The following is a 24,418-nucleotide window of genomic DNA, read 5'->3' on the forward strand; positions in this document are numbered from 1 at the left end:
GCGTACCTGGCTGACCCGGGGCGGGGGCCACTGACAGGTGACTGCCGGGGCCTTGCGGCGAGTTGCCGCTCTTCTGGTGGCGTGGGTGCCGTCACCAGTACCGTCCTCCGCCCGGAAAAGGCGTTCGCTGACCGTGGGGGTGCCGGTACCGTCACGAGGTGGGACAGGAGCCGGCCCATGACGGGTGGGCGTGCGCACCCGGGAACACCGGACCGCCCGCGTGGGCGGGGTCGGGGGGGCCGGTTCGGCGGGTCCCGTCCGGGCCCGGTGGCGGTAGGCCGTGGTCCGGGTCCCCGACACCTCGGAGTGCCCAGTGACGTACCCCTCCTCCCCGGTCGGCCCCGTGCTGACCACCGACCGTCTGTTCCTTCGTTCCTGGACCCCGGCCGAGGCCCGGGCGGTGCGGGAGGGGCGGCGGTACCAGGAGTGGGCGGAGGACTTTCCCGCCGAGGGTGACCGGGTGATCGCCGGCCTGCTCGACCAGCACGCCGACTGGTTCGGGGCCTGCGGTCACCGGCTGGTCGTGGAGCGGGACGGCGGCCTGGTGGTGGGTTCGCTCGGTCTGTTCTGGCCGCCCCGGGCGGGCGTCGTCGAGATCGGCTACGGGGTGGTGCCCTCGCGTCGGGGGCGTGGCTACGCCCCGGAGGCCACCCGGGCCCTGGTGGGCCTGGCCCTGGCGGTGCCGGAGGTCCACACGGTGCGCGCCCGGGTGGAGGGGGCCAACCCGGCCTCGGTACGGGTACTGGAGAGGGTCGGCTTCGTCCACCGTTCCACCGAGGACGGTACGGCCACGTACGAGGCGACGGACGACGGGTGCCGCTGACCCCGTTCGCCCCCGCGCCTCCGGCGGCCGGCTAGGCGGCGAGGCCGCCCAGGAGCAGGGTGAGCAGGGTGCCGAGGATCATGAAGGGGCCGAGGGGCATGGAGGACTTGCGGCCGGCGCGACGGGTCAGCAGCAGCCCGAGTCCGTAGACGGCGCCCAGCGCGAGGCCCAGGAAGCCGCCGAGGAACACCAGGAACCAGCCGTACCAGCCGAGGGCGGCGCCCAGGCTGAGGGCGAGCTTGACGTCCCCCAGCCCCATGCCGCCGGGGTTGATCAGGAACAGCACGGCGTAGGCGGCGCCGAGGGCCAGGCCGCCCAGCAGGGAGGTCACCCAGTGGCCGGCCGAGCCCGGCAGCGGCGCGGCGAGCCCCAGCAGCGCGGGGGTGCCCAGGGCCAGCGGGAGGGTGAGGGTGTCGGGGAGGCGGTAGACGGTCCAGTCGACGGTGGCGAGCAGGACCCACAGGGGGGTGGCGAGCAGCCACACCGCCAGTTCCGGGCGGGGGCCCACGGCCAGCGCGAGGAGTCCGCACAGCAGGGCGGTGGCGAGGGTGTGGCGGGCCCAACTCCCGTACGCCGTACCGCAGTCGGGGCAGCGGGAGAGGCCGACCCAGCCGGCCAGGGGGCCGGTGACGGGGTGGCCCTGGGGGCAGGTGTCGCGCCAGGGCTCCTCCGGTTCGACGGTGAGCCGGTAGGCGGCGCGGGGCAGCAGGGCTCCGGTGGCGGCACCGTAACCGGTGGCGCCCAGGGCCAGGGTCAGGGTCAGCACGGACACGGGCCGACCCTATGTGGCGCCGGTCCGCCCCGCCTGGGTCCGGGGGCCCAAGGGCCGCTCAGTCGGGGGTGCCGGTGGACAGCCGTAGGTCGACGGCGACGGCCACCAGGCAGCCGAGGATCATGGCGACGGTGGGCGCGGCCTGGCCCTCCACTCCCGCGCCCCGGTGCCGGAGCAGGCTGACCAGCTGGGCGACCACGGGTACCGGCAGGCAGGCCAGCAGGTGGGCGGCCGGCTGGTCCCGGAAGGGTTCGGGGTGGAGCTGGGCGGCGGCCAGGGTGGCGAGGAAGGCGTAGAGGGCGGCCGGCAGGTAGAGCAGGAACACCCGCCACTCGGTGCTCTCCAGGCGCTGATCGGTGGCCCAGCTGTCGGTCATGGAGTGCACCAGCAGGGAGGCCAGCGCGTAGACGACGGCCCCGATCACCCAGGACCGCGCGGTGGCGACCGCCGCCGCAGTCATCGAGTCGGGGGCGTGGTGGGGGGTGCCTCGCATCGTCATGCGGGCGTCGCCGCCTTTCACTGTGGGGGGTTCGGGGGGACGGCTCCCACGCGGTGGGGGCCGCGTCACACCAGCGAACCACCTGATCAGGCCCAGTGGATTGAGTCCCTGGGCCCTAAGTGGGCCCAGGCGAGGGGCAGTTGTGTGCCCGCTGTCCCGGATGCCCGGATGGCCGGTACGGTGTCCGCCATGAGCTGCGGGGCACGGTTGATGTGGGACGAGGCGGTCACCGGTTACGACTTCGGCGCCGACCATCCGATGAACCCGGTACGGCTGGCGCTGACGATGCGGTTGGTGGAGTCGCTGGGCCTGGACAGCCGGCTGACCGTCCGGGGCGCCACCCCGGCGGGCGAGTCGACCCTGCGGCTGGTGCACCGCGCGGACTACATCGAGGCGGTACGCCGTGCCTCGGCCGACCCGCACCAGGCGGAGCAGTCCTACGGGCTGGGCACCATCGACGATCCGGCGTTCCGCTCCATGCACGAGGTGTCCGCGCTGATCGCCGGGCTGTCGGTGGGGGGAGCCGAGGCGCTGTGGCGGGGTGAGGCGGAGCACGCGGTGAACTTCTCCGGGGGCCTGCACCACGCGATGCCCGGGGCGGCGGCCGGCTTCTGCGTGTACAACGACGCGGCGCTGGCCATCGCCCGGCTGCTGGAACTGGGCGCGCGGCGGGTCGCCTACGTGGACGTGGACGTCCACCACGGGGACGGGGTGCAGGCGGCGTTCTGGGACGACCCCCGGGTGCTCACCGTCTCGGTGCACGAGCATCCCCGGTCGCTGTTCCCGGGTACGGGCTGGCCGGAGGAGACCGGTGGGCCCGGGGCGGAGGGGCACGCGGTGAACGTGGCGCTGCCGCCGGGTACCGGGGACGAGGGGTGGCTGCGGGCGACGCACGCGGTGGTGCCGGAGCTGTTGGGGGCCTTCGAGCCGGAGTTCCTGGTCACCCAGCACGGCGCCGACACCCACTTCGAGGATCCGTTGGCGCACCTGGCGGTGAGTCTGGACGCCCAGCGGAGGGTGCAGGAGTCGGCCCACGAGTGGGCCCACCGTTTCGCGGGGGGCCGGTGGCTGGCCCTCGGGGGCGGGGGGTACGCGGTGGTGGAGGTGGTGCCGCGTTCGTGGGCCCACCTGGTGGGGATCGCGGCGGGGGCGCCGGTGGCTCCCGAGACGAAGGTCCCGGAGGGGTGGCGGCAGTCGGTGTACGCCCTGGCGGGTGCCCCGGTGGCGCCGTGGCGGATGACGGACGGCCGGGACGCGCGGTGGTCGGACTGGGAGTCGGGGTACGACCCGGCGTCCACGGTGGACCAGGCGGTGTTGGCGACCCGGCGGGCGGTGTATCCGGCGCACGGGCTGCTGCCGTGACGGACGGTACCCAGGGGGCGCGGGGATGCGTGTGGTGGGCGCATGGTGCGCCGGTGTGCGCCCAGGGTGTGGGCGCGGGTGGCTGATCCGGGCTGACAACGCGTCAACTGTGGCCGGGACCTGCGGCGTTGGGGTGTGCCCCGGGGTGGCGGGCGGTCAGCTGACGGTGGCTGAGACCGTTCGCCCCGAGTCGGCGCCGGTGGCGGTGCGCCGGCAACCGCTGTCCGCTATGGGGCGTTTCGTGGCGTGGTCGTAGGGTCGGGTGCCGGCCCGCGTGGGCCCCTCTCTCGTACCCCTCTTGCATCACTGGCCCCGAAACGGGGGATGTACGCGACAGCGAGTACGAACACCGGAGGCCAAGCCCGGTGTCCGACATGTGCGGAAGGTGTGACATGGCTGCTGAGGAAAGGCCTCTCCAGGAGGTCGCGTTTCTCACCGTGGCGGAAGTCGCCGCCCTGATGCGAGTCTCGAAGATGACCGTGTACCGACTGGTGCACAGCGGTCATCTGCCGGCTATCCGGGTCGGAAGGTCCTTCCGGGTCCCGGAGAAGGCCGTCCACGACTATCTGCGGGAGTCCTACGTGGGTATGGAAAGCGCTTGACGGCGCCGCCCGGTCGCCGGCGGGCCCGTCCGACGGGCCCGATCGTCGCCCGGGCGACCCTCGGATTCCGACCACCACCCGGTAACGGGTAGGCTTAGCCGCCGTGTAGGTCGTGTGGGCTCGGATGCCCCGCGTCGAGTGAAGTGAGTTCCCCGAGTGCGGGGATCGAATCCGAGCGAGGGTAGTCGTGGGCTCTGTAATCAAGAAGCGGCGTAAGCGGATGGCCAAGAAGAAGCACCGCAAGCTGCTGAAGCGCACGCGGGTGCAGCGCCGCAACAAGAAGTAGGCGCGCGCCCCCGAGGCACAGCACAAGCCGCCGCCCGCCCCGACAGGGAGCCGAGGGCGGCGGCTTCGCTGTGTCCGTACCGCGATGACGGCACGACGATCCCGTGCAGGCGACACCCGCCGGCGGCCCCGGGCGGTTACGGTGAGCCCAACGGACCGCCACGGAACCGTCAACGGCGCGAAACCGACTCGCACCGGCCAACACCGCCGACAGGGAGGGATCTTGGGCAGGATCGTCCTGGTCACCGGAGTGGGCCGACGGCTGGGCGCCCGCGTGGCCCGGGAACTGCGCGAGGACCCCGGGGTGGAGCGCGTCATCGGCGTGGACGTGGTGCCCCCCGACGAGGGGCTGGGCGAACGCGAGGGCCTGGAGTTCGTCCGCACCGACATCCGCCAGCCCACCATCGCCCGGGTGCTGGCCGAACGCGCGGTGGACACCGTGGTGCACCTGGACGTCCACGGGCGACCCCTGGCCGGTACCGGCCGCGCGGCGGTCAAGGAGACCAACGTCATCGGCACCATGCAGCTGCTCGGCGCCTGCCAGAAGGTGCCCGAGGTGCGGCGGTTCGTGGTCAAGTCCAGCACCAGCGTCTACGGCTCGGCCGCCCGCGACCCCGCGATCTTCGCCGAGTCCACCCCCTCCCGCGCACTGCCCAGCGGCGGCTTCGCCAAGGACCTGGTGGAGGTCGAGGGCTACGTACGGGGCTTCGCGCGCCGCCGACCCGACGTGTCCGTCACCGTGCTGCGCTTCGCCCAGGTCCTGGGCACCTCCGGCGACTCCCCCCTGGCCAGCTACTTCGCCATGCCCCTGCTGCCCACCGTCCTCGGCTACGACCCCCGGCTCCAGTTCGTCCACGAACGGGACGTGGTCGAGGTACTGCGCCTGGTGTGCGGCGAACACCGCTCCGGCACCCTCAGCGCCGGAACCTTCAACATCGCCGGCGACGGGGTGCTGCTGCTGTCCCAGTGCGCCCGCCGACTCGGCCGGCCCACCGTCCCCGTACTGCTGCCGGCCATCCGCTGGGTGGGCGGCGCGCTGCGCTCGGTCGGGGTCAGCGACCTGTCACCGGAGCAGATCCGACTGCTCACCCACGGGCGGGTGGTGCACACCGAGCAGATGCGGCAGGTCCTCGGCTTCACCCCCCGGTACAGCACCGCCGACACCTTCGCCGAGTTCGTCGCCCGACAGAGCGAGGGCCTGCTGCCCCCGAGGACCATGGCCCAGGCCGTGGACCGGCTGGAGGAGGCGCTGCGACGGGTCAACCAGCCGTCCCCGGCAGGGGATTCAGCCGCCAAGGAGGCGAAGTGATGGCGGACGCCAAGGTCATCCCGTTCGGCCCGTCCGACCCCGGGGACCGCGACCGCGGACGCCGGCGCGGCGACCAGGCCGCCCCCGGCTCCGTCCCGCTGTCCCCGGTGCCCGACCCCGACCCGCAGGCCGCGGAGCCGGAGCCCGAACCCTCCCTGCTGGAGCGGGTGTTGGGCGAGGGCTGGGACCGCAGGACGGCCGAGGGGCTCTCGTTCCTCCGCCGCCGCCTCACCGGCGACTACGAGGTCGACGACCTGGGATACGACCAGGAACTCACCGACCAGGTACTGATGTCCCTGCTGCGCCCGGTGTACGAGAAGTACTTCCGGGTCGAGGCGCGGGGAGTGGAGAACATCCCCGCCGAGGGCGGGGCCCTGGTGGTGGCCAACCACTCCGGGACCCTGCCGCTGGACGGGCTGATGATGCAGGTGGCCGTCCACGACCACCACCCCGACGAACGCCACCTGCGGCTGCTCGCCGCCGACCTGGTGTTCCAGCTGCCGGTGGTCAACGCCCTGGCCCGCAAGGCCGGGCACACCCTGGCCTGCGCGGACGACGCCCAACGCCTGCTGGAGCGGGGCGAGGTGGTGGGGGTGATGCCGGAGGGCTTCAAGGGCCTCGGCAAGCCCTTCTCCGACCGCTACCGCCTCCAGCGCTTCGGCCGTGGCGGCTTCGTACAGACCGCGCTGCGCGCCCGGGTCCCCATCGTGCCCTGCTCCATCGTGGGGGCCGAGGAGATCTACCCCATGATCGGCAACTCCAGCACCCTGGCCCGGGTGCTGGGCTTCCCGTACTTCCCCCTCACCCCGACCTTCCCCTGGCTGGGGCCCCTGGGCGCGGTGCCGCTGCCGACCAAGTGGACCATCCAGTTCGGGGAACCGCTGGAGACCGTGGACTACGCGCCGGAGGCCGCCGACGACCCGGTGCTGATGTTCAACCTCACCGACCAGGTGCGCGAGACCATCCAGCACACCCTGTACAAGCTGCTGGTACGCCGCCGCTCGCTGTTCTTCTGAGCCCTTCCCCTCTCGGGGGAAGGGGAGGAGGAGGGGGGAACGCCCCGGTGAACGGGGCGCCCCTCAGGGCCTGTCCTGCCGGGGGAACAGGTCCTCCAGGGACGGCAGTTCGAGCCCGGGCAGCGGACCCTTGCCCCCCTCGTTCTCGTCCGGGGACTCGGGGGCCGTGGGCGAACCGCTCGACGGCGCGCCCGAACCACTGGAGGGGGAGTGCCCCTCGGACGGCTTCGTACGCGAGCCCTCGGGGGAGGGCGAGCCGTCGTCCTCGCGGGGGGACGCCTCACGGCGGGGATCGGCCGAACCCTCCGGGGCGGTACCGGTGGGAGGGGCGGGCCGGACCGGCGCGGGGGAACGCGCGCTGTCGGCGCTCCGCAGACCGAGCAGGTCCGCGTCTATGGCGTCCAGCACTCCGGCGACCTCGTCGCCCACGTCGGTGAGCCGTACGGGCAGTTGCTGCCGCAGGGTGGACCAGCCGGAACGGCTGGACTGGGCGAAGTGGTCCAGGGACCGCAGCGGCCCCAGGGTGCCCTCCTTCCGGTGGGCCTGGCCCAGCAGCCGGCGGCCCTCGGCGGCGTCGTGGCGCAGCCCCCGCAGCGTCCGGCGCATCTCCCGCTCCGAGTCGGCGTCCAGGTCGCCGGTCCGGGAGCGCTCCATCAGCCGACGGGCCTCCTGGAGACGGGTGCTGGCGTGGTCGAGGTAGATGCGGCCACGATCCCCGTCGTCGCCGGCCATGCCCAGCCGTAGGTCCTCCATGCCGCGCTTGACCCGGTACAGCGAGTCACCCGGCAGCGCCTGGTTGCTCGCGGCGGCTGCCCCGCCCAGGGCGCTGGCGGCCACCCCGACTCCCAGCCCGCCGGCCAGGAGGCCCCGGCTCAGCCGGGACCGGGGGCGCAGGGGGTTGAGCCGGGCGGGGGCGCGGTGGGCGCCGCGCCCGGAACGCGCGGGGCGCTGGCCGGGGATGTGGGCGGTGGTGGTGTCCCCGCCCTCCTGGAGGGAGTTCTCCATGGCGGCGATCAGCTGGGCCCGCTGGGTGGTGCGGGCCTCGGAGTCCATGGTGGCCCGGGGCAGGGAACGCAGGGCCTCGGTGAGCCGGACCAGCCCGGCGTCCTCGCCGACCGGATGGGGCCCGGCCTGCGGTGACGTGTCGGACCCGGCGCCCGCCGGAGCCCCGTCGTACGGGGCGACGGGGGAGCCGGTCGGGTCGGGGGCGTCGTCCGGGGGGCTCCCCCCGGGGTCCGTGGCGTCCACGGCTGTGGCGAAGGCGGAGGCCCGGCGGGCCGAACTGGGACCGATCACGCGCGGCACCTCCTGGAACGGGTGGTCAACTCCCCTGGTGGCGGCTGCCGTTGGGGGCCGCGCGCTGTCCGGCACGGAACACCACCACGGGTGGTCTGCACACCCCCCAACGAGGCAACGCCAGTCGGGTTACGGACCCGTCGATGATGTGACCGGGCGCCCTCATGCCGTCACTTTCGGTCACCGTGCGTCGTTGGGGAGGAGACGGGCCAGGGTCCGTACCGCCCGATACTGGAGAGTCTTGATGGCGCCCTCGTTCTTGCCCATGATCTTCGCGGTCTCGGCCACCGAGAGCCCCTGCAGGAACCGCAGGGTCACGCACTCCTGCTGCTGGGGGTTGAGCTTGCGGATGGCGGCCAGCAGCGCGTCGTTGGACAGCGACTCCAGTACCGAGTCCTCCGGGCTGCGCTCCACCTCGTTGGCGTCCAGCATCTCGCCGGTGGTGACCTCCAGCCGGAACCGGCTGGACTTGAAGTGGTCGGCGACCAGGTTGCGGGCGATGGTCACCAGCCAGGCGCCGAAGTCACGGCCCTGCCAGGTGAACGTGCCGATGCGGCGTAGGGCCCGCAGGAAGGTCTCGCTGGTGAGGTCCTCGGCCGTGGCCCGGCTGCCGACCCGGTAGTAGATGTAGCGGTAGACGGTGTCGCTGTAGTGGTCGTACAGCCGCCCGAAGGCCTCGGTCTCGCCCCCCTGGGCCGCCTCCACCAGGTCCATCATCCGCCGGCTGTCGGCTTCCGAACCCGGGGTGGAACGGCGCCTGTTGGCGGTGGTGGTGGTGTGCTGCGCGGCGGGGGAGGCCGCGCGTCGGGGGGCCGGGGGAGCGGCGGTGGGGGCGGCGCGTGGCGCCTGGGTGGCGCGGGCGCGGCGGCCGGCCACCGAGACGCGGGCCGGGGGACTGTCGGTCAGTGCGTAGCAGGGGGCGGGGGACCTAGTGGGGACAGGGGGGACAGGTGTGGCTGCGGCCAGGGCGGGGACGGCGTACGCGGTGGGGACGAAGGAACGCAGACGGTCGAAGACCGAACCGCGTGGCGTAGCCAGGCCCGAGGCGTCAACCCCGACGTGTGGGTACACGGGACTCCCAGAGGCAGAGCTTCCATCACGAGCAGAGCGGTCCTCTGGTGCCTGGGATGGGCGGCGAAGACCGAATTGCATCTGAGGAGAATAACGCTTCGTATAGGTGCAGCTACGCCCAGTTGCTGTTTTCGCCGGTTCGCTTCGCTCTCTACGCGCTTGGCGCCCACTCGTCGTTCGAACAAGCCGGGGAAGATGACCACTTGGGGCCGACTGTGGGGCCCGAAGGTGACCGCTTCTGATCACCTGCTCAGGACGGGGCAGGCCGGAGCGGTGCGCGCGAGAAAAACCGCCGGGGAGCGTCGGGTGTCGTTCCGCTGTGCGTCGCTGACCGATTCGCGTGGGAGATGACCGTTCGTCGCTCTCACGCGGCGCTCTCACCCGGCGCGATCCCTCGGCGCGGTCACCCGGCTGTCACCGGGGCGGTCAGAACCCGCCGTCCAGAGCGCGAAGGTAGCCGGTCGGGGTGACCCCCACCGCCGTGGTGAACTCCCGCACCAGGTGCGGCTGGTCGCTGTACCCCAGCTCCGCCGCCAACTCGGCCCAGCGCACCCCCCGCTCCCGGGTGGCCCGCTCCAATGCCTCGTGCACCCGGTACTGCAGGATCACCCACTTCGGGCTGACCCCGACGTACTCGGCGAACAGCCGCTGCACGCTGCGCACCGACCACCCGCAGGTTCCGGCCAGTTGCCCGACCGTACGGATCTCCCGGTCCCCGCGTACCCGTTGGACCAGTTCCACCGCGCGGAACGCCTGCGGATCCGGCTCGGGGCACAGCCCCAGCAGGAACCGGTCCAGGGCGGCCACCCGCTCCTCCTCGTCCGCCGGCTCCAGTACCGCGTCCACCACCCCGGGGTCGGACCCGGGGAACAGTTCGGTCCACGGCAGGTGGCGGTCGGCCAGCGCGCTCACCGGCCCGGGGGTCGGCCAGAACGGCCGGAAACCGCCGGGGCGGAACTGCACTCCGCACACCCGCCCCCGCTCCTCCAGCTTGGTGGTGAACAGCCGTAGCCCCACCCCGGCGACCAGCCCGTGCGGGGGCCGTCCGGTCCGCCGCTCGAAGACCAGGTTGACCGAGGGATGCGGCACCACCTGGGACAGATGGGGCTGGTCCAGGTCCCAGTCGATCAGCCAGTAGTGCTCCAGGTACGGCCTCAGCCCGGGCGCGGGCAGCCGGCGGCGGAAGGACACCCGGCGCAGCAGTTCCGGCGCGTTCACGATGCCCCAGGTGTCCCGTCGGGGCTCCTCGGCCGGAGTGGGGTCACCCATGCGGGCAGCCTATGGCGCGAATCTTCAAGCCGCCGCCCGGCCACCCGGCTAGCTTCGGCCCCATGGCACACGACATGACGCACGACGACCTCCCCGACCTCCCCGACCTGCTGGCCCGGGTGGCCGAACGGGCCCGGCCGACCCTCCGCGCGGTGAGCGACGCGCAACTGGACCTGCCCACCCCCTGTGCCGAGTACGACCTGCGGCAGTTGCTGAACCACCTGCTCCAGGTCGTGGTGGAGTTCCAGAAGCTGGCCCGGGGCGAGTCGGCCGACTTCGCCGGCACCCCCGAACTGGTGGTCGGCGACTGGCGGGACCGCTTCGACCGGGAGACCCGCCAGCTGGTGGACGCCTGGTCCCGGCCGGGCGCCCTGGAGGGCGCTCCCTCGGGGATGGGGCTGCCCCGGCCGGTGGTGCTGCAACTGGTACTGCTCGACCTGACCGTCCACCCCTGGGACGTGGCGCGGGCCACCGGAGGGGACTTCACCCCCGAGGGGTCGGCGGTGGCGCGACTGCTGCCGACCTTCACCGAGATGGCGCCCATGGCCCGGAGCAACGGGGTCTTCGGCGCGGAGGTGCCGGTACCCGAGGACGCCCCGCCCTTCTCCCGGCTGCTGGGGCTCACCGGCCGCGACCCCGAGTGGCGCCCCACGCCCTGACCCCGCCGACGGCGCCCGAGGTGCGGTGCCCTTCCTCGTACGGCGCGCACGAGGCGTACGAGGGGGAGCCGCCTGACCCCGGACCTCCCGCCCCGGGGTGCCGGGCGCCGACCTGGTGCGGAGGGGAGGTGGGTGTGGGGATACCCGTGGGGGCGTACGGAAGGGGGAGGGCGCTGGGGCGGGACCGTGGGCCGGCCGGATCGCGGTACAGCGGCGGGAGTTTCTGACGCCGCCGCTCAGCGGCGGGAGCTTTTGACGCCGCCTACCGGCGGCGTCGGTGCAGCGCTATGGCGGCGGCCGTACCACCGGCCAGCGCGCCCACCCCGGCGGCGGCCGGGATGCCGACCTTGGCCGCCTTGCGGCCGGTGCGGTAGTCCCGTAGCCGCCAGCCGTGCTCCTGGGCGTGCGCCCGCAGCCGGCTGTCCGGGTTGATCGCGTACGGGTGGCCCACCAGGGACAGCATCGGGATGTCGTTGGCGGAGTCGCTGTAGGCCGCGCACCGGCTGAGGTCCAACTGCTCGGCCGAGGCCAGCGCCCGTACCGCCTCCGCCTTGGCCGGGCCGTGCAGCGGCTCCCCGACCAGCCGGCCGGTGTAGACCCCGTCCACGGACTCCGCGACGGTGCCCAGCGCCCCGGTCAGCCCCAGCCGGCGGGCGATGATAGTGGCCGTCTCCACCGGGGCGGCGGTCACCAGCCACACCTTCTGGCCGGCCTTCAGGTGGGCCTCGGCCAGCGCGCGGGTACCGGGCCAGATGCGGCTGGCCATGTACTCGTCGTAGATCTCCTCGCCGATCGCCACCAGTTCGGACACCCGGTGGCCCTCCACGATGGACAGCGCGCTGTCCTGGGCCTCCTGCATATGGCCGCTGTTCTCCGAACCGGCCAGCCGGAAGTACGCCTGCTGCCAGGCGAACCGCAGCAGCTCCGGCGTCTCGAAGAACTTCCGCTTGTACAGGCCCCGGCCGAAGTGGAACAGGGCCGCGCCCTGCATCACCGTGTTGTCCAGGTCGAAGAAGGCCGCGGCGGCGGTGTCCCCGGCGACCGGGAACTCCTCCTCCACGGCCTCGGGCGTCCCCGGCTCCTCTTCCTCGTGTTCCTCGTGGAGTTCGTGTTCCCGCAGGCGCGCAGCCTCCGCCGCCGCCTCGCCGGCCAGCACGCTGCGCGCGGTCGTGGGGCGCCTGCGACGGGTGAGCCATCCCAATGAGGCCATGCCGCGAGCATAGCCAGCCCGGGTGGTGGTCTCGTTACGCCGGGGTGTCCCCGGAGTACGACACCGTCACCTCCGGTCGACCTCCGGTTGTCCCGGGGCGGGGAGCGGGCGCCCTCCGCCCGACCGCCGGATCCGGCCACGGTGGCGCGCGATGGTTCCTAGGGGGCCCACGGGCGCGGGACAATGGCGCCATGTGTGCGCTGTTCCGCCGCCGTGAGCGCCCCGACCCCACCGAGCGTGTGGTCACCCTCATCGGCAAGCCCGGCTGCCATCTGTGCGACGACGCGAGAGAGGTGATCCGCGAGGTGTGCGGAGAGCTGGGGTCGCGCTGGGAGGAGCGGGACATCACCCGGGACGAGGAACTGCACCGGCTGTACTGGGAGCAGATCCCGGTGGTCCTGGTGGACGGCGCGCAGCACGACTTCTGGCGGGTCGACCCCGGACGGCTGCGTCAGGCCCTGACCGGCTGAGGGCGTAGCCAGCCGCTGGGGGCGCCGGGGAACGGCCCCCGGCCAGGGGTTTTGTTCGGTTGGGGCAGCTGGTGTCCCTTGTGAGAAGGAGGTGGCTCGGTGTCCGCGTTGGTGCCTGTGGCGCCCATCACGTTCACCGGACAAATCGGACCTCTTCTTTGTGCACGCGTTCACAAAGGCATAGCCTGGTCGAGATGGAACGGTTCCGGGGCCGGCACGGCCGACGCGGGGACCGGCCGCTCACAGCTTGGCGTAACCGGCAGGAGCACCGTGGCAACTGGCCGAACTCACCGAACGGCGACCCGCAGTCGAGGCATCCCCGAGGCTACCGTCGCCAGGCTTCCGCTGTATCTGCGGGCCCTCACCGCGCTCTCCGAACGCTCGGTGCCCACCGTCTCCAGCGAGGAACTCGCCGCCGCCGCCGGCGTCAACTCCGCGAAGCTCCGCAAGGACTTCTCCTACCTCGGCTCCTACGGCACCCGCGGCGTCGGCTACGACGTCGAGTACCTCGTCTACCAGATCAGCCGCGAACTCGGCCTCACCCAGGACTGGCCCGTCGTCATCGTCGGTATCGGTAACCTCGGCGCCGCCCTCGCCAACTACGGAGGCTTCGCCTCCCGAGGCTTCCGCGTCGCCGCCCTCATCGACGCCGACCCCCAGATGACCGGCAAACAGGTCGCCGGCATCGAGGTCCAGCACACCGACGAACTGGAACGCATCATCGACAGCGGCGGCGTCTCCATCGGCGTCATCGCCACCCCCGCCGGCGCCGCCCAACAGGTCTGCGACCGCCTCGTCGCCGCCGGCATCACCTCCATCCTCAACTTCGCCCCCACCGTGCTGTCCGTCCCCGACGGCGTCGACGTACGCAAGGTCGACCTCTCCATCGAGCTACAGATCCTCGCCTTCCACGAACAGCGCAAGGCCGGCGAACTGGAAGAGGCCGCCCTCACCGGCGAAGAGACCGAGACCGCACCCCCGGCCGCACCCCCCGCCGCGGCGGTCACCAAGCGACCCGAACAGGGCCCCGACGGAGACGTGCCCGCGGTGATGCCGGCATGACCACCCCCACCCCCGCGACCCCCGGGAGGCCCGCATGAGCCTGCTGGTAGTGGGGCTCAGCCACCGCAGCGCCCCGGTGAGCGTCCTGGAACGCGCCGCCCTCGCCGCCGAGGACCGCGGCCCCCTGCTGCGGGAGACCGTCAGCGCCGAACCCGCCGCCGAGGCGGCCGTACTCTCCACCTGCAACCGCATCGAGCTGTACGCGGACGTCGACAAGTTCCACGCCGGAGTCGCCGAACTCTCCACCCTGCTGGCCGGCCACAGCGGAGTCAGCCTCGACGAACTGACCCCCTACCTCTACGTCCACTACGAGGACCGCGCCGTCCACCACCTGTTCCAGGTCGCCTGCGGACTGGACTCCATGGTCGTCGGCGAAGGCCAGATCCTCGGCCAGATCAAGGACGCCCTCGCTCTGGCGCAGGAACGTCACACCGCGGGACGCCTGCTCAACGACCTGTTCCAGCAGGCCCTACGCGTCGGCAAGCGCGCCCACACCGAGACCGGCATCGACAAGGCCGGCCAGTCCCTCGTCACCTTCGGACTACGGCAACTCGCCCACGGCCAGGACCTCGAACACTGGACCCCCGGCCGCCGCGCCCTCGTCATCGGCGCCGGCTCCATGTCCTCCCTCGCGGCCACCACCCTCGCCCGCGCCGGCATCGCCGAACTCGTCATCGCCAACCGCACCGTGGACCGCGCCCAGCGCCTCGCCCACAGCCTCGACGCCCAGGCCGTCGCCATGGACGCCGTACCCGCCGAACTGGCCCGCGCCGACCTCGTCGTCTCCTGCACCGGCGCCACCGGACTGGTCCTCTCCCGCACCGAGATCGAGACCGCCCTCACCGGCCGCGACCGCCCCCTGGCCCTCCTCGACCTGGCCATGCCCCGCGACATCGACGCCGCCGCACACCGCGTCGACGGCGCCCACCTGGTCGACATCGAGACCCTCGCCGAAGCCGCCGCACAGGAACCCATGGCCGCCGACGTCGACCAGGTGCGCTCCCTGGTCGCCGACGAGGTCGCCGCCTTCGGCGCCGCCCAACGCGCGGCCACCATCACCCCCACCGTGGTCGCCCTCCGGGCCATGGCCGCCGACGTCGTCGCCAGCGAGATGGCCCGCCTCGAAGGACGCCTCACCGACCTCGACGACCGACAGCGCGCCGAGGTCACCCAGACCGTGCGCCGCGTCGTCGACAAACTGCTGCACGCCCCGACCGTACGGGTCAAGCAGCTCGCCCAAGAGCCCGGCGGCGCCGGCTACGCCGACGCCCTCCGCGAACTGTTCGGCCTCGACCCCCAGACCGTGGCCGCCGTCAGCAGCCCCCAACAAGAGCGGCGGTGACCGGAATGAAACCCCCGCTCCCCACCACCAGAGACAGCCGCCCGACCCGCATCCCACGGGCCCGGCACAGCGAGGTAGGCGCATGAGTGACACCACCGCCCTCAGGCTGGGCACCCGCCGCAGCAAGCTGGCGATGGCCCAGTCCGAACTGGTCGCCGAGCAACTGCGCCAGATCACCCGACGCCCCGTGGAACTGGTGGAGATCACCACCTACGGCGACGTCTCACGAGCCCAACTCACCCAGATCGGCGGAACCGGCGTCTTCGTCACCGCGCTCCGCGACGCGCTGACCCGAGGGGAGGTGGACCTGGCCGTGCACTCCCTCAAGGACCTGCCCACCACCCAGCCCGAAGACCTCACCCTCGCCGCCGTACCCCGACGCGAGGACCCCCGCGACGCGCTGATCGCCCGGGACGGGCACGACTTCGAACGCCTCACCAGCGGCCCCGGCACCGCCCGCATCGGCACCGGATCCCCCCGCCGCGCCTCCCAACTCCACGCCTGGGCACGGTCCCTGGGACGTGTGATCGAAACCGTGCCGATCCGAGGGAATATCGACACCCGGATCGGGTACGTGCGATCCGGCGAGCTCGACGCCGTCGTACTCGCCACCGCCGGGCTGAACCGTGTCGGCCGAAGCCAGGAGATCACCGAACTTCTGGATCCGGCCGCCGTCCTGCCCGCCCCAGGGCAAGGCGCACTCGCGGTCGAGTGCGTCTCCGCCAACGGGGAACTGGCCACCCAGCTCTCCGAACTCGACGACCCGCACACCCGGGCCGCCGTAACCGCTGAGCGAACCCTGCTCGCCGAGCTGGAGGCCGGCTGCAGCGCACCCGTGGGCGCGCTGGCCGACCTGTTGACCGACGAACAGGCTGTCACCGAAATGCGCCTGCGCGGCGTCGTCGGCACCACCGACGGCGAGACGCTGGTGCAGCTGTCCACCACCGGTCCCGTACCGGCGTCCGGGGAGGAGTTGGCGCGACAGTCCACCAGACTGGGACGCGAACTCGCCACCGAGATGCTCGCCAAGGGCGCGGCCGGTCTGATGGGGGAGCGAGCACTTTGAGCCCCATTCACGCCAACCCACACCCGGGCGGCCAAGGGCACGTCACCTTCCTCGGTGCCGGACCCGGGGACCCGGGACTGCTGACCCTGCGCGCCGTCGAGGCCCTGGCACAAGCCGACGTGCTGGTCGCCGACCCGCAGGTGTACGACATGGTGCGCGCCCACACCCGTACGGGCGTGGAAGTGCCGCTACAGGCCGCCGAGGACGAACCCACCGGCGAACGCGTAGATCTTGTCATGCGGGCCGCCGGCGCCGGCAAGCGGGTCGTCCGCGCGCTCCTCGGCGACCCGGGACTCGACTCCCACGCCAGCACCGAGATGCTCGCCTGCGCCCGCGAGGGCATCACCTACGAGGTGGTGCCCGGAGTGGCCACCGCCGTCGGGGTACCCGCCTACGCCGGCGTACCGCTGCGCCACGAACAGGGCGTCAACGTACGCCTGGTGGACGCCGGTACCGCCGACGAACAGTGCTGGTCCGAAGCCGGCTCCTCGGACGCCACCGTGGTCGTCTCCACCACTCTGGGGCAGGTCAGCGGCGCCGCCGCCGAACTGGTCAACGCCGGCCGCAAGCCGGACACCCCGGTCGCGGTGACCGTCGCCGGCACCACCACCCGCCAGCGCACCTGGACGGCCACCCTCGGCTCGCTCCAGCAGACGCTGAAGTCCGCCAAGGTGCTCCCCCCGGCCGGGGACATCGGACCGCCGGTGATAGCGGTGGTCGGCGAACGGGCCGCCGAGGAGCGCGACCAGCTCGCCTGGTTCGAGTCCAAGCCCCTGTTCGGCTGGCAGGTCCTCGTCCCCCGCACCAAGGAACAGGCCGCCTCCCTGTCCGACCAGCTCCGCTCGTACGGCGCGGTCCCCCAGGAGGTGCCCACCATCGCGGTCGAGCCACCCCGTACCCCGCAGCAGATGGAGCGGGCCGTCAAGGGACTGGTCACCGGACGCTACGAGTGGATCGCCTTCACCTCGGTCAACGCCGTCAAGGCGGTGCGTGAGAAGTTCGAGGAGTACGGCCTGGACGCCCGCGCCTTCGCCGGCATCAAGGTCGCCGCGGTGGGCGAGCAGACCGCCGCCGCCCTGGTCGACTTCGGCGTCAAGCCCGACCTGGTACCCAGCGGCGAACAGTCCGCCGCCGGACTCCTGGAGGACTGGCCGCCCTACGACCCGGTCTTCGACCCCATCGACCGGGTGTTCCTGCCCCGGGCGGACATCGCCACCGAAACCCTGGTCGCCGGGCTGATCGAACTCGGCTGGGAGGTCGACGACGTCACCGCCTACCGCACCGTGCGCGCCTCGCCGCCCCCCGCACCCACCCGGGAGGCCATCAAGGGCGGCGGTTTCGACGCGGTACTCTTCACCTCCTCATCCACCGTGCGGAACCTCGTCGGCATCGCCGGCAAACCGCACAACGTCACCGTGATCGCCTGTATCGGGCCGGCCACCGCCAAGACCGCCGAGGAACACGGACTGCGGGTGGACGTACTGTCCCCCGAACCCTCCGTACTCCGGCTGGCCGAGGCACTCGCCGAGTTCGGCGCCCAGCGCAGAGCCGCCGCCCTGGAGGCCGGCGACCCGGTCAAGCGGCCCAGTGAGAAGAGACCCGCCCGAAGGAGGGCCCGAACCTCGTGAACCCTGACGCCGCGCCGATCCATCGCCCCCGCAGGCTCCGCACCACCCCGGCGATGCGACGGCTGGTGGCCGAACACCGGCTGCACCCGGCCGACTTCATCCTCCCCGCCTTCGTCCGCGAGGGCATCGAGGAACCCTGCCCGGTCAGCTCCATGCCCGGGGTGTACCAGCACACCCTGGCCACCCTGCGGAAGGCCGCCGCCGAGGCGGTGGACGCCGGTGTCGGCGGCCTCATGCTGTTCGGCGTCCCCGCCAGCAAGGACGCGGTCGGCAGCGCCGGCACCGACCCCGACGGCATCCTCCAACGCGCCCTGCGCGAGGTACGCGAGGAGGTCGGCGACTCCCTGGTCGTGTCCGCCGACCTGTGCCTGGACGAGTTCACCGACCACGGCCACTGCGGGGTACTCGACCAGCAGGGGCGGGTCGACAACGACGCCACCCTGGAGCGGTACGCCGAGATGGCCCGCGTCCAGGCGGACGCCGGCGCCCACGTGGTGGGGCCCAGCGGCATGATGGACGGCCAGGTACGGGTCATCCGGGAGGCCCTGGACGAGTCCGGGCACCAGGACGTGTCCGTCCTCGCCTACACCGTCAAGTACTCCTCCGCCTTCTTCGGCCCCTTCCGCGAGGCCGTCGACTCCTCCCTCCAGGGCGACCGCACGACCTACCAGCAGGACCCCGCCAACTCCCGCGAATCGCTACGGGAGTTGGCCCTGGACCTGGCCGAGGGTGCCGACATGGTCATGGTCAAGCCCGCCCTGCCGTACCTGGACGTGCTGAGCCAGGTCGCCGAGGTGGCCGACGTACCGGTGGCCGCCTACCAGGTGTCCGGGGAGTACGCCATGGTCGAGGCGGCGGCCGAACGCGGCTGGATCGACAGGGACCGGGCGATCATGGAAACCCTCACCTCCGCCAAGCGGGCCGGCGCCGACATGATCCTCACCTACTGGGCCACCGAGGTCGCCCAGCGCCTCTCCGCCGGCCAGAGCTGACCGCCACCGCCGGGTCGGCCCGCCCAAGTCCGAGCCTGAGTTTGAGTTTGAGTCCGAGCCCGAGCCCGAGCCCGAGCCCGAGCCCGAGTTTGAGCCTGAGCCCAAGTTCGAGCCTGAGTTTGAGTCCGAGCCTGAGCCTGAGTCCGGTGCGGGCTCGCCCTGAGGGGGGAGCCCGGGGCTCGTGGGTGGCGGCTGGGGGCGAGGGCGCTCCGGCTGCCTCGGGGTGCTGTGGGTTCCTGATCCCGGGGTGGGCAGCGCGGGTTCACGGTCCCGGGGTGGGCAGCGCGGGTTCACGGTCCCGGGGGTGGGCAACGCGGGTTCACGGTCCCGGGGGTGGGGTCGCGGGTTTTCGGTCCTGAGGTGGGCTGGTGCTGTGGGGTATGGGTTCGTGGCTCTGGGGTGGGCTGGTGCTGTGGGTTCGTGGGTTTGGAGGCTGGGCCGGTCAGGGGGCTCTGGTTCCCTGGGGTGAGGGGCTCGGATTTGCGGGGTTGGGGACTTGGCGTCTGGGGCTGTGTGAGTGGAGGAGCTGTGGGGGTGGGGGGTGGGGCTGGGGTGTTGGTCGGGCTGGTTTGGTGGGGGCTTCGCTTGTGGGGGAGAGGGCGAGGACTTCGGTAGGGGCTTGCCTGCCGGGGTTTTCCGGGAGCTATCCGAGGAGCCTCAACCTGGGGTACGGGAGGCGGGCAGGGGAGGGTTGACGGTGACCCGCCCTGGGGCTCCGCTGCCTTGGTTGGTTGCCCTGGCTCCGTTGGGGCGGTGCCCCAACTGGGCTTTTGTTGCGGGTGGTTGGGGGTTTTCGGGGTACTTCTGGGGTCCCTCCCCTCCCCGTGCCCACCCACCACCGCCACCACCTGTTGTCCGGGAGTCGCGCGTATCTCCCGGACAACGGCTCCGGTTCACCCCCTGGCATCGCCCCGCCGCTAAACGGAGGTCAGGCCAGTGGGCCCACGCGGTACGAACCGGAGATCGCCGCGATACCGCCCATGATGCACAACCGCCTGGAATCGTGCGCCGAGTTGTCCACAGGGGGCCTCGATAGTCACAACAATCCACAGCCTGTGGACAGTTCACCGCCCCCACCCTTGCCCCCACCTCGACCGCATCAACGCCGGCGCCTCCCCAACTGCCCGCCCCCGCGCCTGCTCCTTCGCCCCCTGCCCCACCTCCTCCACCCGCCTCCCAGTCCTCCCGCTCAACTCCCCTCCCGCCACAACCAGTTGACGATCCGCACAGGCGCCGTTGCCCACAGCACAACATCGCTTGCCGGACATCCCGCTGACCAGTAGAACCGCCACCGCACCGGAACTCGGTCGAGGTCAGCCGTAAGGCAGGCTGCCGGAGCCCCAGTCCCCGACCACGCACCGCACAAGCCCCCAGCAAGGTCCGACCAGGCCAGCGCACCCCGGCTCATCCCCACCCCGCGCCCCCCACCCCAGCGAAGGCTCACCCCAGACCAAACCCCACCCCGACAAACCCATCCCCACAAAGCTCACCCCGGGCCGACCGCCAAGACGAACCCACACCCCACCCCACCGCACTTCATCCCACCCCATCTCCCTCCCACCCGGTCTCCCCACCCCCCACCAGCCGGCCAGCGAACCGGAATGACCGACCACCGAACCGGAACGGGCAGCGCCCACCACCCCAAGACCCCCGCGTGACCAACGAACACGAGCACCGAACCGCGTGAAGAAGCGGAACCCAGCGAAGTCGGAGAAGAGGTGAGGGCGGTGCGCATCGCACTGGCACAGGTGGACTGTGAACTGGGCGAGGTCGAGAACAACCTGCAGACCGCACGGACCATGGTCAAACAGGCGGCCGACCAGCGGGCGGACGTGGTCGTCTTCCCCGAACTGAGCCTCCACGGCTACGCGTTGGGGGCCATCGGACGGGACGAGTCCCTCACCGTGCACGACCCGAGGCTCGCCGAACTGTCCGCACACGGGCCCGACGTCCTCGTGGGTTTCCACGAGGACGGACGGCTCCGCCGCTACAACACCGCCACCTACTTCTCAGCCGGCACACCCCTGCACACCCACCGCAAGCTCTACCTCCCCAACTACCTGGAGTGGGAGGAACGCAAGCACGCCAGCCCCGGCAACGCCCTGCGCGCCTTCGACACCGCTCACGGCAGGGTGGCCACCCTGATCTGCAACGACGCCTGGCAGTCCGTACTGCCGTGGCTGGCCGCCCAGGACGGCGCGGAGGTGCTGTTCGTCCCCACGAACAGTGCCACCGGACTCGTTCCGGGAGCCATCGACACGTCCGTCTACTGGCGGGACCTGCTGCTCAACATCGCTCGCCTCCAACAGTGTTGGGTGGTGTTCGTCAACCGCGTGGGTGTGGAGAACGGTGCCTCCTTCTGGGGCGGCTCCCGGGTGCTGGACCCCTGGGGAGAGGTGGTGGCCGAGGCGCCGCACGGGGTGCCCTCGCTGTCCGTCGTGGAGATCGACATCCAGGCGGTACGCCGTCGACGACGCGAGATGCCCCTCATCGAGGAGGCACGGTTCGGACTGGTCTCCCGGGAGATCGGCCGCCTCATGGCCGAGGGAGCCGACTGACCCAGCCGCCCCCCGCTCCCTCCCCCACCTCTGCCTCGACCCCACGCCGGAGGCGAACCTCCACCCTCGTAGAACCGCGAGTCCAACACCGGCCCCAGAACCAAGACCCCCAACCAACCGACCACCCCCACGCACCCAACCCCCACAACCGGGCCCACCCACCTCACCCGCGCCCCACGCACCCAACCCCCACAACCGTGCACGCCCCATCCCGGCCGCTCCCCACCCGCCCCACCCACCCCCCAACCGACCACCCCACGCACCCAACCCCCACAACCGGGCCCACCCACCTCACCCGCGCCCCACCCACCCCACCCCCACAACCGTGCACGCCCCATCCCCGGCCGCGCCCCACCCACCCCCCAACCGGTCACCCCACGCACCCAACCAACCCCACCGCCCAACCCCCAACCACCCCCCCAGTTGCCGTCAGGGCAACGTCGTTGCCGTGACGGGGTGGGGGCCGCATCCTGGGCCGGTGTTCGACCTCCATGTGCACGCGGCCCCCGACATCACGCCCCGGTACGCCGACGACCACGGAGTGGTGAGCGCCTACGCGGAGGCCGGTTACTCGGGGTGCGTACTCAAGGCCCACTACGAGTCCACCGTCGGACGGGCCGCCGCGGTGGACCGGCGGCAGGGGATAAGGGTGTACGGCGGGGTCGTCCTCAACCAGCACGTCGGAGGGGTCAACCCGGCGGCGGTGGCCGCGTGCCTCTCGGCCGGGGGCCGGGTGGTGTGGATGCCCACCGCCGACGCCCACACCCAGCGGCGGGCGGGACTGCCCAGCCTGTGCGGGGCCCGCCCCGAACTGTCGGACCACAGCTACGCCATCCCCCCGAGGGCCCCGCGACTCGCCACGGCGGTCCGGGACATCTGCCGGATGGTGGCCGAGGCGGACGCGGTGCTGGCCACCGGCCACCTCAGTACCCCCGAGGTCGAGTGGTTGGTGCCGACCGCACGGGAACTGGGCGTCCGCAGGCTGCTGTTGACGCATCCCGGGTACACGGTGCCGGACATGAGCGCCGAGCGGGCCGCGGCCCTGGCCGGGCTGGGCGCCCATGTGGAGATCACCACCTACCAGCTGCTGCACCAGCCCGGTGCCACCCCCGCCCGGCTGGCCCGGTACGCGGCCGGGGTGGGGCTGGACCGGGTGGTCCTCTCCTCCGACGCCGGCCAACCCGACTCGCCCAGCCCGCCCGAGGCGCACCGGATGCTGGTGCGGGCCCTGGCCTCGGAGGGGCTGGACCGGGGGGCTCTGGAGGCGTGCGCGGGCGAGCTGCCCGAGGCCCTGGTCGAGCCCTGAACCCGGCGGTGGTTGCTGAGCCAGCAACGGGGGTTGCCCGAGGTCGGGGGCGGCTCGGATGATCCGGGTATGGCTGAGGCCGAGGCCGCTGAGGGCCCGTCAAGTACGCGTCGTACGCTCGCCATCCTCACTGCCCTGGGTACCCCGGAGGCGGCTGAGCGGGGCGGGCTGCGGGTGGTGGAGATCGCCGAGCTGGTGGGCCGGGAGAAGAGTCAGATCTCCCGTGCCCTGAAGGCCCTGCACCAGGCCGGGATGGTGGAGCGGGACCCGGACACCCTGCTGTACCGGCTGGGGTGGCGGATGTTCGCCCTCGCGGCGAACGCCGGCCACCCCAGGCTGCTGGCGATCGCCCCTCCGGTACTGCGGCGACTGGTCATGGTGCTGGGGGAGCGGGCGCACATCACCGTACTGACCACCGACGGGGCGCTGACGGTGCTCTCGGAGAGCCCCCAGCGGTCGGTGCAGGCGGTCGGATGGGTGGGGCGCACCACGCCGGTGCACTGCACCTCCTCCGGCCGGGCGTTGCTGTTCGACCACCACGACCACGAGGTGCGGGACCTGTGCGCCGACGTGCCGTTCTCGCCGGGTGAGGCGTCGGCGCCCCGGGACGTGGAGGAGCTGTTGGGGCGGCTGCGGGACGCGCGGGAGCGGGGGTACGCCCTGGCCGACGAGGAGTTCGAGCCCGGACTGCTGGGCCTGGCCGCTCCGGTGCGGGACTTCCGGGGCCGGGTGCTGGCCGCGCTCAACGTCTCCGCGCCCCGCTACCGCGTCGGACGCGAACCCCGGCACCTGGCCCGGGCGGTGACCGGCGCGGCCCGGCAGATCTCCCGCGCCATGGCCGGCCAGCCACTGAACGGACCCACCCGAACGTCCCCCACCCCGAGGAGCGCGCACCCATGAACTCCCGTCCCCTGCCCTTCTTCAGCAGTGGCCTACGACTGGACGCCGACCTGCACCTGCCCGACGACGACGGGGCGGGCGCCCCCTATCCGGTGGTCATCCCGTCGTCCGGTTACCAGGGTCTGAAGGTGATCCATCCCGAACGTTTCGCCCGGGCGCTGACCCGGGTCGGGTTCGCCGTGCTGGCCTTCGACTACCGGGGTTTCGGCCACAGCGAGGGGGAGCGTGGTCGGCTGGTGCCGCAGGAGTGGGTGGAGGACCTGCGGGCGGCGGTGGACCGTACCGAGGCGGAGGAGCAGCTCGACGCCGGCCGGGTGGGGCTGGTCGGTTGGGGCATGGGCGGGGGTGTGGTGGTGGCCGAGGCCGCGCACGATCCCCGGGTACGGGCGGTGGCGTCGGTGAACGGCATCGCCGACGGGGCGCGGGCGCTGCGGGCGATGCACGACGACGCCTCGTGGAGCAGCCTGCTGGAGCGGGTGTCGGCCGACCGGGCGCACCGCAGTGTGTACGGGCGTTCCCGGCTGGCCTCGCCGTGGGACATCGTCCGGCTGGACCTGGACGGTCACACCGACAGCTATGTGGGCAGCGAGTTGTACAAGGCGCCGGGCTTCGGCAGTGAGGTCACCCTGGAGTCCGCCGACCGGCTGTTGCGGTTCTCGCCGCAGTCGCTGGTGCACCTGTTGGCGCCGCGTCCGCTGCTGGTCGTCCACGGGGACCGGAACGCGCTGCACCGCCCGGAGGAGGCCCGGGCCCTGTACGAGCGGGCGGGGGAGCCCCGGCGGCTGCGGATGATCGAGGGTGCCGGCCACACCGAGTGGATGTACGACGAGCATCCGACGTTCCGTGAGCTGGTCGGGGAGCTGGCCGGGTTCTTCCGGGAGGCGTTCACGCACACCCCCGAGCCGGCCTGAGGCCCGGGCC

The 24,418-nt window shown here is 72.6% G+C and carries 23 protein-coding genes; 17 read left to right on the forward strand and 6 right to left on the reverse strand.

All coding sequences use genetic code 11. The annotated features are described in order from the left end of the window. The first annotated feature begins 313 nt into the window (after positions 1-313). Positions 314-823: a GNAT family N-acetyltransferase gene (locus tag ABZT14_RS00085; protein WP_356294513.1), complete on the forward strand. Its 510-nt coding sequence runs from the start codon at positions 314-316 to the stop codon at positions 821-823. 31 nt (positions 824-854) lie between these two features. On the opposite strand, the gene ABZT14_RS00090 is transcribed toward ABZT14_RS00085, so the two are convergent. Both ABZT14_RS00090 and ABZT14_RS00095 read right to left on the reverse strand, forming a co-directional pair. Next, entirely contained in the window at positions 855-1,586 is a 732-nt protein-coding gene (locus ABZT14_RS00090) for an A24 family peptidase (protein WP_356296933.1), read from the reverse strand. A 67-nt stretch (positions 1,587-1,653) separates the two neighbouring features. After that, a complete protein-coding gene (locus tag ABZT14_RS00095) occupies positions 1,654-2,094 on the reverse strand; it encodes a hypothetical protein (RefSeq protein WP_356294516.1) in 441 nt (146 codons plus the stop codon). A 189-nt stretch (positions 2,095-2,283) separates the two neighbouring features. Here ABZT14_RS00095 and ABZT14_RS00100 point away from each other — a divergent pair, with 189 nt between their 5' ends. The 5 genes from ABZT14_RS00100 to ABZT14_RS00120 all read left to right on the forward strand — a co-directional run bounded on the left by ABZT14_RS00100 (position 2,284) and on the right by ABZT14_RS00120 (position 6,668). Next, on the forward strand, positions 2,284-3,456 hold the full coding sequence (locus tag ABZT14_RS00100) for an acetoin utilization protein AcuC (protein WP_356294519.1): 1,173 nt from the start codon (positions 2,284-2,286) through the stop codon (positions 3,454-3,456). A gap of 392 nt (positions 3,457-3,848) precedes the next feature. After that, positions 3,849-4,058: a helix-turn-helix domain-containing protein gene (locus tag ABZT14_RS00105; protein ID WP_356294522.1), complete on the forward strand. Its 210-nt coding sequence runs from the start codon at positions 3,849-3,851 to the stop codon at positions 4,056-4,058. A gap of 187 nt (positions 4,059-4,245) precedes the next feature. Continuing rightward, complete coding sequence (locus tag ABZT14_RS00110; RefSeq protein WP_003948845.1) at positions 4,246-4,344, forward strand: AURKAIP1/COX24 domain-containing protein; 99 nt, start codon at positions 4,246-4,248, stop codon at positions 4,342-4,344. A gap of 222 nt (positions 4,345-4,566) precedes the next feature. After that, complete coding sequence (locus tag ABZT14_RS00115; protein WP_356294525.1) at positions 4,567-5,652, forward strand: NAD-dependent epimerase/dehydratase family protein; 1,086 nt, start codon at positions 4,567-4,569, stop codon at positions 5,650-5,652. Further along, on the forward strand, positions 5,652-6,668 hold the full coding sequence (locus ABZT14_RS00120; RefSeq protein ID WP_356294528.1) for a lysophospholipid acyltransferase family protein: 1,017 nt from the start codon (positions 5,652-5,654) through the stop codon (positions 6,666-6,668). Before ABZT14_RS00115 ends, ABZT14_RS00120 begins: the two co-directional genes overlap by 1 nt. Positions 6,669-6,731: 63 nt before the next feature. On the opposite strand, the gene ABZT14_RS00125 is transcribed toward ABZT14_RS00120, so the two are convergent. The 3 genes from ABZT14_RS00125 to ABZT14_RS00135 all read right to left on the reverse strand — a co-directional run bounded on the left by ABZT14_RS00125 (position 6,732) and on the right by ABZT14_RS00135 (position 10,304). Next, positions 6,732-7,964, reverse strand: a complete 1,233-nt coding sequence (locus ABZT14_RS00125; protein WP_356294531.1) for a DUF5667 domain-containing protein — start codon at positions 7,962-7,964, stop codon at positions 6,732-6,734. A gap of 180 nt (positions 7,965-8,144) precedes the next feature. After that, entirely contained in the window at positions 8,145-9,035 is an 891-nt protein-coding gene (locus ABZT14_RS00130) for an ECF subfamily RNA polymerase sigma factor, BldN family (RefSeq protein ID WP_356294534.1), read from the reverse strand. A 426-nt stretch (positions 9,036-9,461) separates the two neighbouring features. Then, positions 9,462-10,304, reverse strand: coding sequence for an AraC family transcriptional regulator (locus ABZT14_RS00135; protein ID WP_356294537.1), 843 nt, complete (start codon positions 10,302-10,304; stop codon positions 9,462-9,464). Positions 10,305-10,366: 62 nt separating this feature from the next. On the opposite strand from ABZT14_RS00135, the gene ABZT14_RS00140 reads away from it, so the two are divergent. Beyond that, complete coding sequence (locus ABZT14_RS00140; protein ID WP_356294540.1) at positions 10,367-10,963, forward strand: TIGR03086 family metal-binding protein; 597 nt, start codon at positions 10,367-10,369, stop codon at positions 10,961-10,963. Between the two features lie 262 nt (positions 10,964-11,225). Here ABZT14_RS00140 and ABZT14_RS00145 read toward each other — a convergent pair whose 3' ends face one another. After that, the gene (locus ABZT14_RS00145; RefSeq protein WP_356294543.1) at positions 11,226-12,173 is read right to left on the reverse strand and encodes an HAD-IB family hydrolase; all 948 of its coding nucleotides are present in this window, start codon (positions 12,171-12,173) and stop codon (positions 11,226-11,228) included. Positions 12,174-12,364: 191 nt separating this feature from the next. Here ABZT14_RS00145 and ABZT14_RS00150 point away from each other — a divergent pair, with 191 nt between their 5' ends. The 10 genes from ABZT14_RS00150 to ABZT14_RS00195 all read left to right on the forward strand — a co-directional run bounded on the left by ABZT14_RS00150 (position 12,365) and on the right by ABZT14_RS00195 (position 24,408). Next, positions 12,365-12,643 (forward strand): glutaredoxin family protein, encoded by a 279-nt coding sequence (locus tag ABZT14_RS00150; RefSeq protein WP_356294546.1) that lies wholly within the window; start codon positions 12,365-12,367, stop codon positions 12,641-12,643. Positions 12,644-12,913: 270 nt separating this feature from the next. After that, complete coding sequence (locus ABZT14_RS00155; protein WP_356294549.1) at positions 12,914-13,705, forward strand: redox-sensing transcriptional repressor Rex; 792 nt, start codon at positions 12,914-12,916, stop codon at positions 13,703-13,705. A gap of 34 nt (positions 13,706-13,739) precedes the next feature. Then, positions 13,740-15,047, forward strand: a complete 1,308-nt coding sequence (locus ABZT14_RS00160) for a glutamyl-tRNA reductase (RefSeq protein ID WP_356294552.1) — start codon at positions 13,740-13,742, stop codon at positions 15,045-15,047. A gap of 82 nt (positions 15,048-15,129) precedes the next feature. Continuing rightward, positions 15,130-16,113 carry a hydroxymethylbilane synthase gene (gene hemC, locus ABZT14_RS00165; RefSeq protein WP_356294555.1) on the forward strand — a complete coding sequence of 328 codons (984 nt, stop codon included), beginning with the start codon at positions 15,130-15,132 and terminating at the stop codon, positions 16,111-16,113. Continuing rightward, the gene (locus tag ABZT14_RS00170) at positions 16,110-17,741 is read left to right on the forward strand and encodes a bifunctional uroporphyrinogen-III C-methyltransferase/uroporphyrinogen-III synthase (protein ID WP_356294557.1); all 1,632 of its coding nucleotides are present in this window, start codon (positions 16,110-16,112) and stop codon (positions 17,739-17,741) included. Before hemC ends, ABZT14_RS00170 begins: the two co-directional genes overlap by 4 nt. Further along, positions 17,738-18,733 carry a porphobilinogen synthase gene (gene hemB, locus ABZT14_RS00175; protein WP_356294560.1) on the forward strand — a complete coding sequence of 332 codons (996 nt, stop codon included), beginning with the start codon at positions 17,738-17,740 and terminating at the stop codon, positions 18,731-18,733. The genes ABZT14_RS00170 and hemB overlap by 4 nt, the downstream gene beginning before the upstream one ends. Positions 18,734-20,460: 1,727 nt before the next feature. Continuing rightward, positions 20,461-21,291, forward strand: a complete 831-nt coding sequence (locus tag ABZT14_RS00180; protein ID WP_356294562.1) for a nitrilase-related carbon-nitrogen hydrolase — start codon at positions 20,461-20,463, stop codon at positions 21,289-21,291. A 478-nt stretch (positions 21,292-21,769) separates the two neighbouring features. Further along, positions 21,770-22,597 carry a DUF6282 family protein gene (locus ABZT14_RS00185; RefSeq protein WP_356294565.1) on the forward strand — a complete coding sequence of 276 codons (828 nt, stop codon included), beginning with the start codon at positions 21,770-21,772 and terminating at the stop codon, positions 22,595-22,597. A 69-nt stretch (positions 22,598-22,666) separates the two neighbouring features. Then, positions 22,667-23,497 carry an IclR family transcriptional regulator gene (locus ABZT14_RS00190; RefSeq protein ID WP_356294568.1) on the forward strand — a complete coding sequence of 277 codons (831 nt, stop codon included), beginning with the start codon at positions 22,667-22,669 and terminating at the stop codon, positions 23,495-23,497. Continuing rightward, the gene (locus ABZT14_RS00195; RefSeq protein WP_356294571.1) at positions 23,494-24,408 is read left to right on the forward strand and encodes an alpha/beta hydrolase; all 915 of its coding nucleotides are present in this window, start codon (positions 23,494-23,496) and stop codon (positions 24,406-24,408) included. Before ABZT14_RS00190 ends, ABZT14_RS00195 begins: the two co-directional genes overlap by 4 nt. Positions 24,409-24,418 lie beyond the last annotated feature (10 nt).

The sequence above is a fragment of the Streptomyces sp. NPDC005438 genome (genome assembly GCF_040606315.1).
GTDB lineage: Bacteria > Actinomycetota > Actinomycetes > Streptomycetales > Streptomycetaceae > Streptomyces.

Coding starts and splice junctions, on each gene's coding strand:
- ABZT14_RS00145 (WP_356294543.1), bottom strand. CDS start 12,173: ATGGCCTCATTGGGATGGCTCACCCGTCGCAGGCGCCCCACGACCGCG.
- ABZT14_RS00160 (WP_356294552.1), top strand. CDS start 13,740: ATGAGCCTGCTGGTAGTGGGGCTCAGCCACCGCAGCGCCCCGGTGAGC.
- hemC (WP_356294555.1), top strand. CDS start 15,130: ATGAGTGACACCACCGCCCTCAGGCTGGGCACCCGCCGCAGCAAGCTG.
- ABZT14_RS00105 (WP_356294522.1), top strand. CDS start 3,849: ATGGCTGCTGAGGAAAGGCCTCTCCAGGAGGTCGCGTTTCTCACCGTG.
- ABZT14_RS00140 (WP_356294540.1), top strand. CDS start 10,367: ATGGCACACGACATGACGCACGACGACCTCCCCGACCTCCCCGACCTG.
- ABZT14_RS00100 (WP_356294519.1), top strand. CDS start 2,284: ATGAGCTGCGGGGCACGGTTGATGTGGGACGAGGCGGTCACCGGTTAC.
- ABZT14_RS00195 (WP_356294571.1), top strand. CDS start 23,494: ATGAACTCCCGTCCCCTGCCCTTCTTCAGCAGTGGCCTACGACTGGAC.
- ABZT14_RS00135 (WP_356294537.1), bottom strand. CDS start 10,304: ATGGGTGACCCCACTCCGGCCGAGGAGCCCCGACGGGACACCTGGGGC.
- ABZT14_RS00095 (WP_356294516.1), bottom strand. CDS start 2,094: ATGACGATGCGAGGCACCCCCCACCACGCCCCCGACTCGATGACTGCG.
- ABZT14_RS00120 (WP_356294528.1), top strand. CDS start 5,652: ATGGCGGACGCCAAGGTCATCCCGTTCGGCCCGTCCGACCCCGGGGAC.
- ABZT14_RS00150 (WP_356294546.1), top strand. CDS start 12,365: ATGTGTGCGCTGTTCCGCCGCCGTGAGCGCCCCGACCCCACCGAGCGT.
- ABZT14_RS00190 (WP_356294568.1), top strand. CDS start 22,667: ATGGCTGAGGCCGAGGCCGCTGAGGGCCCGTCAAGTACGCGTCGTACG.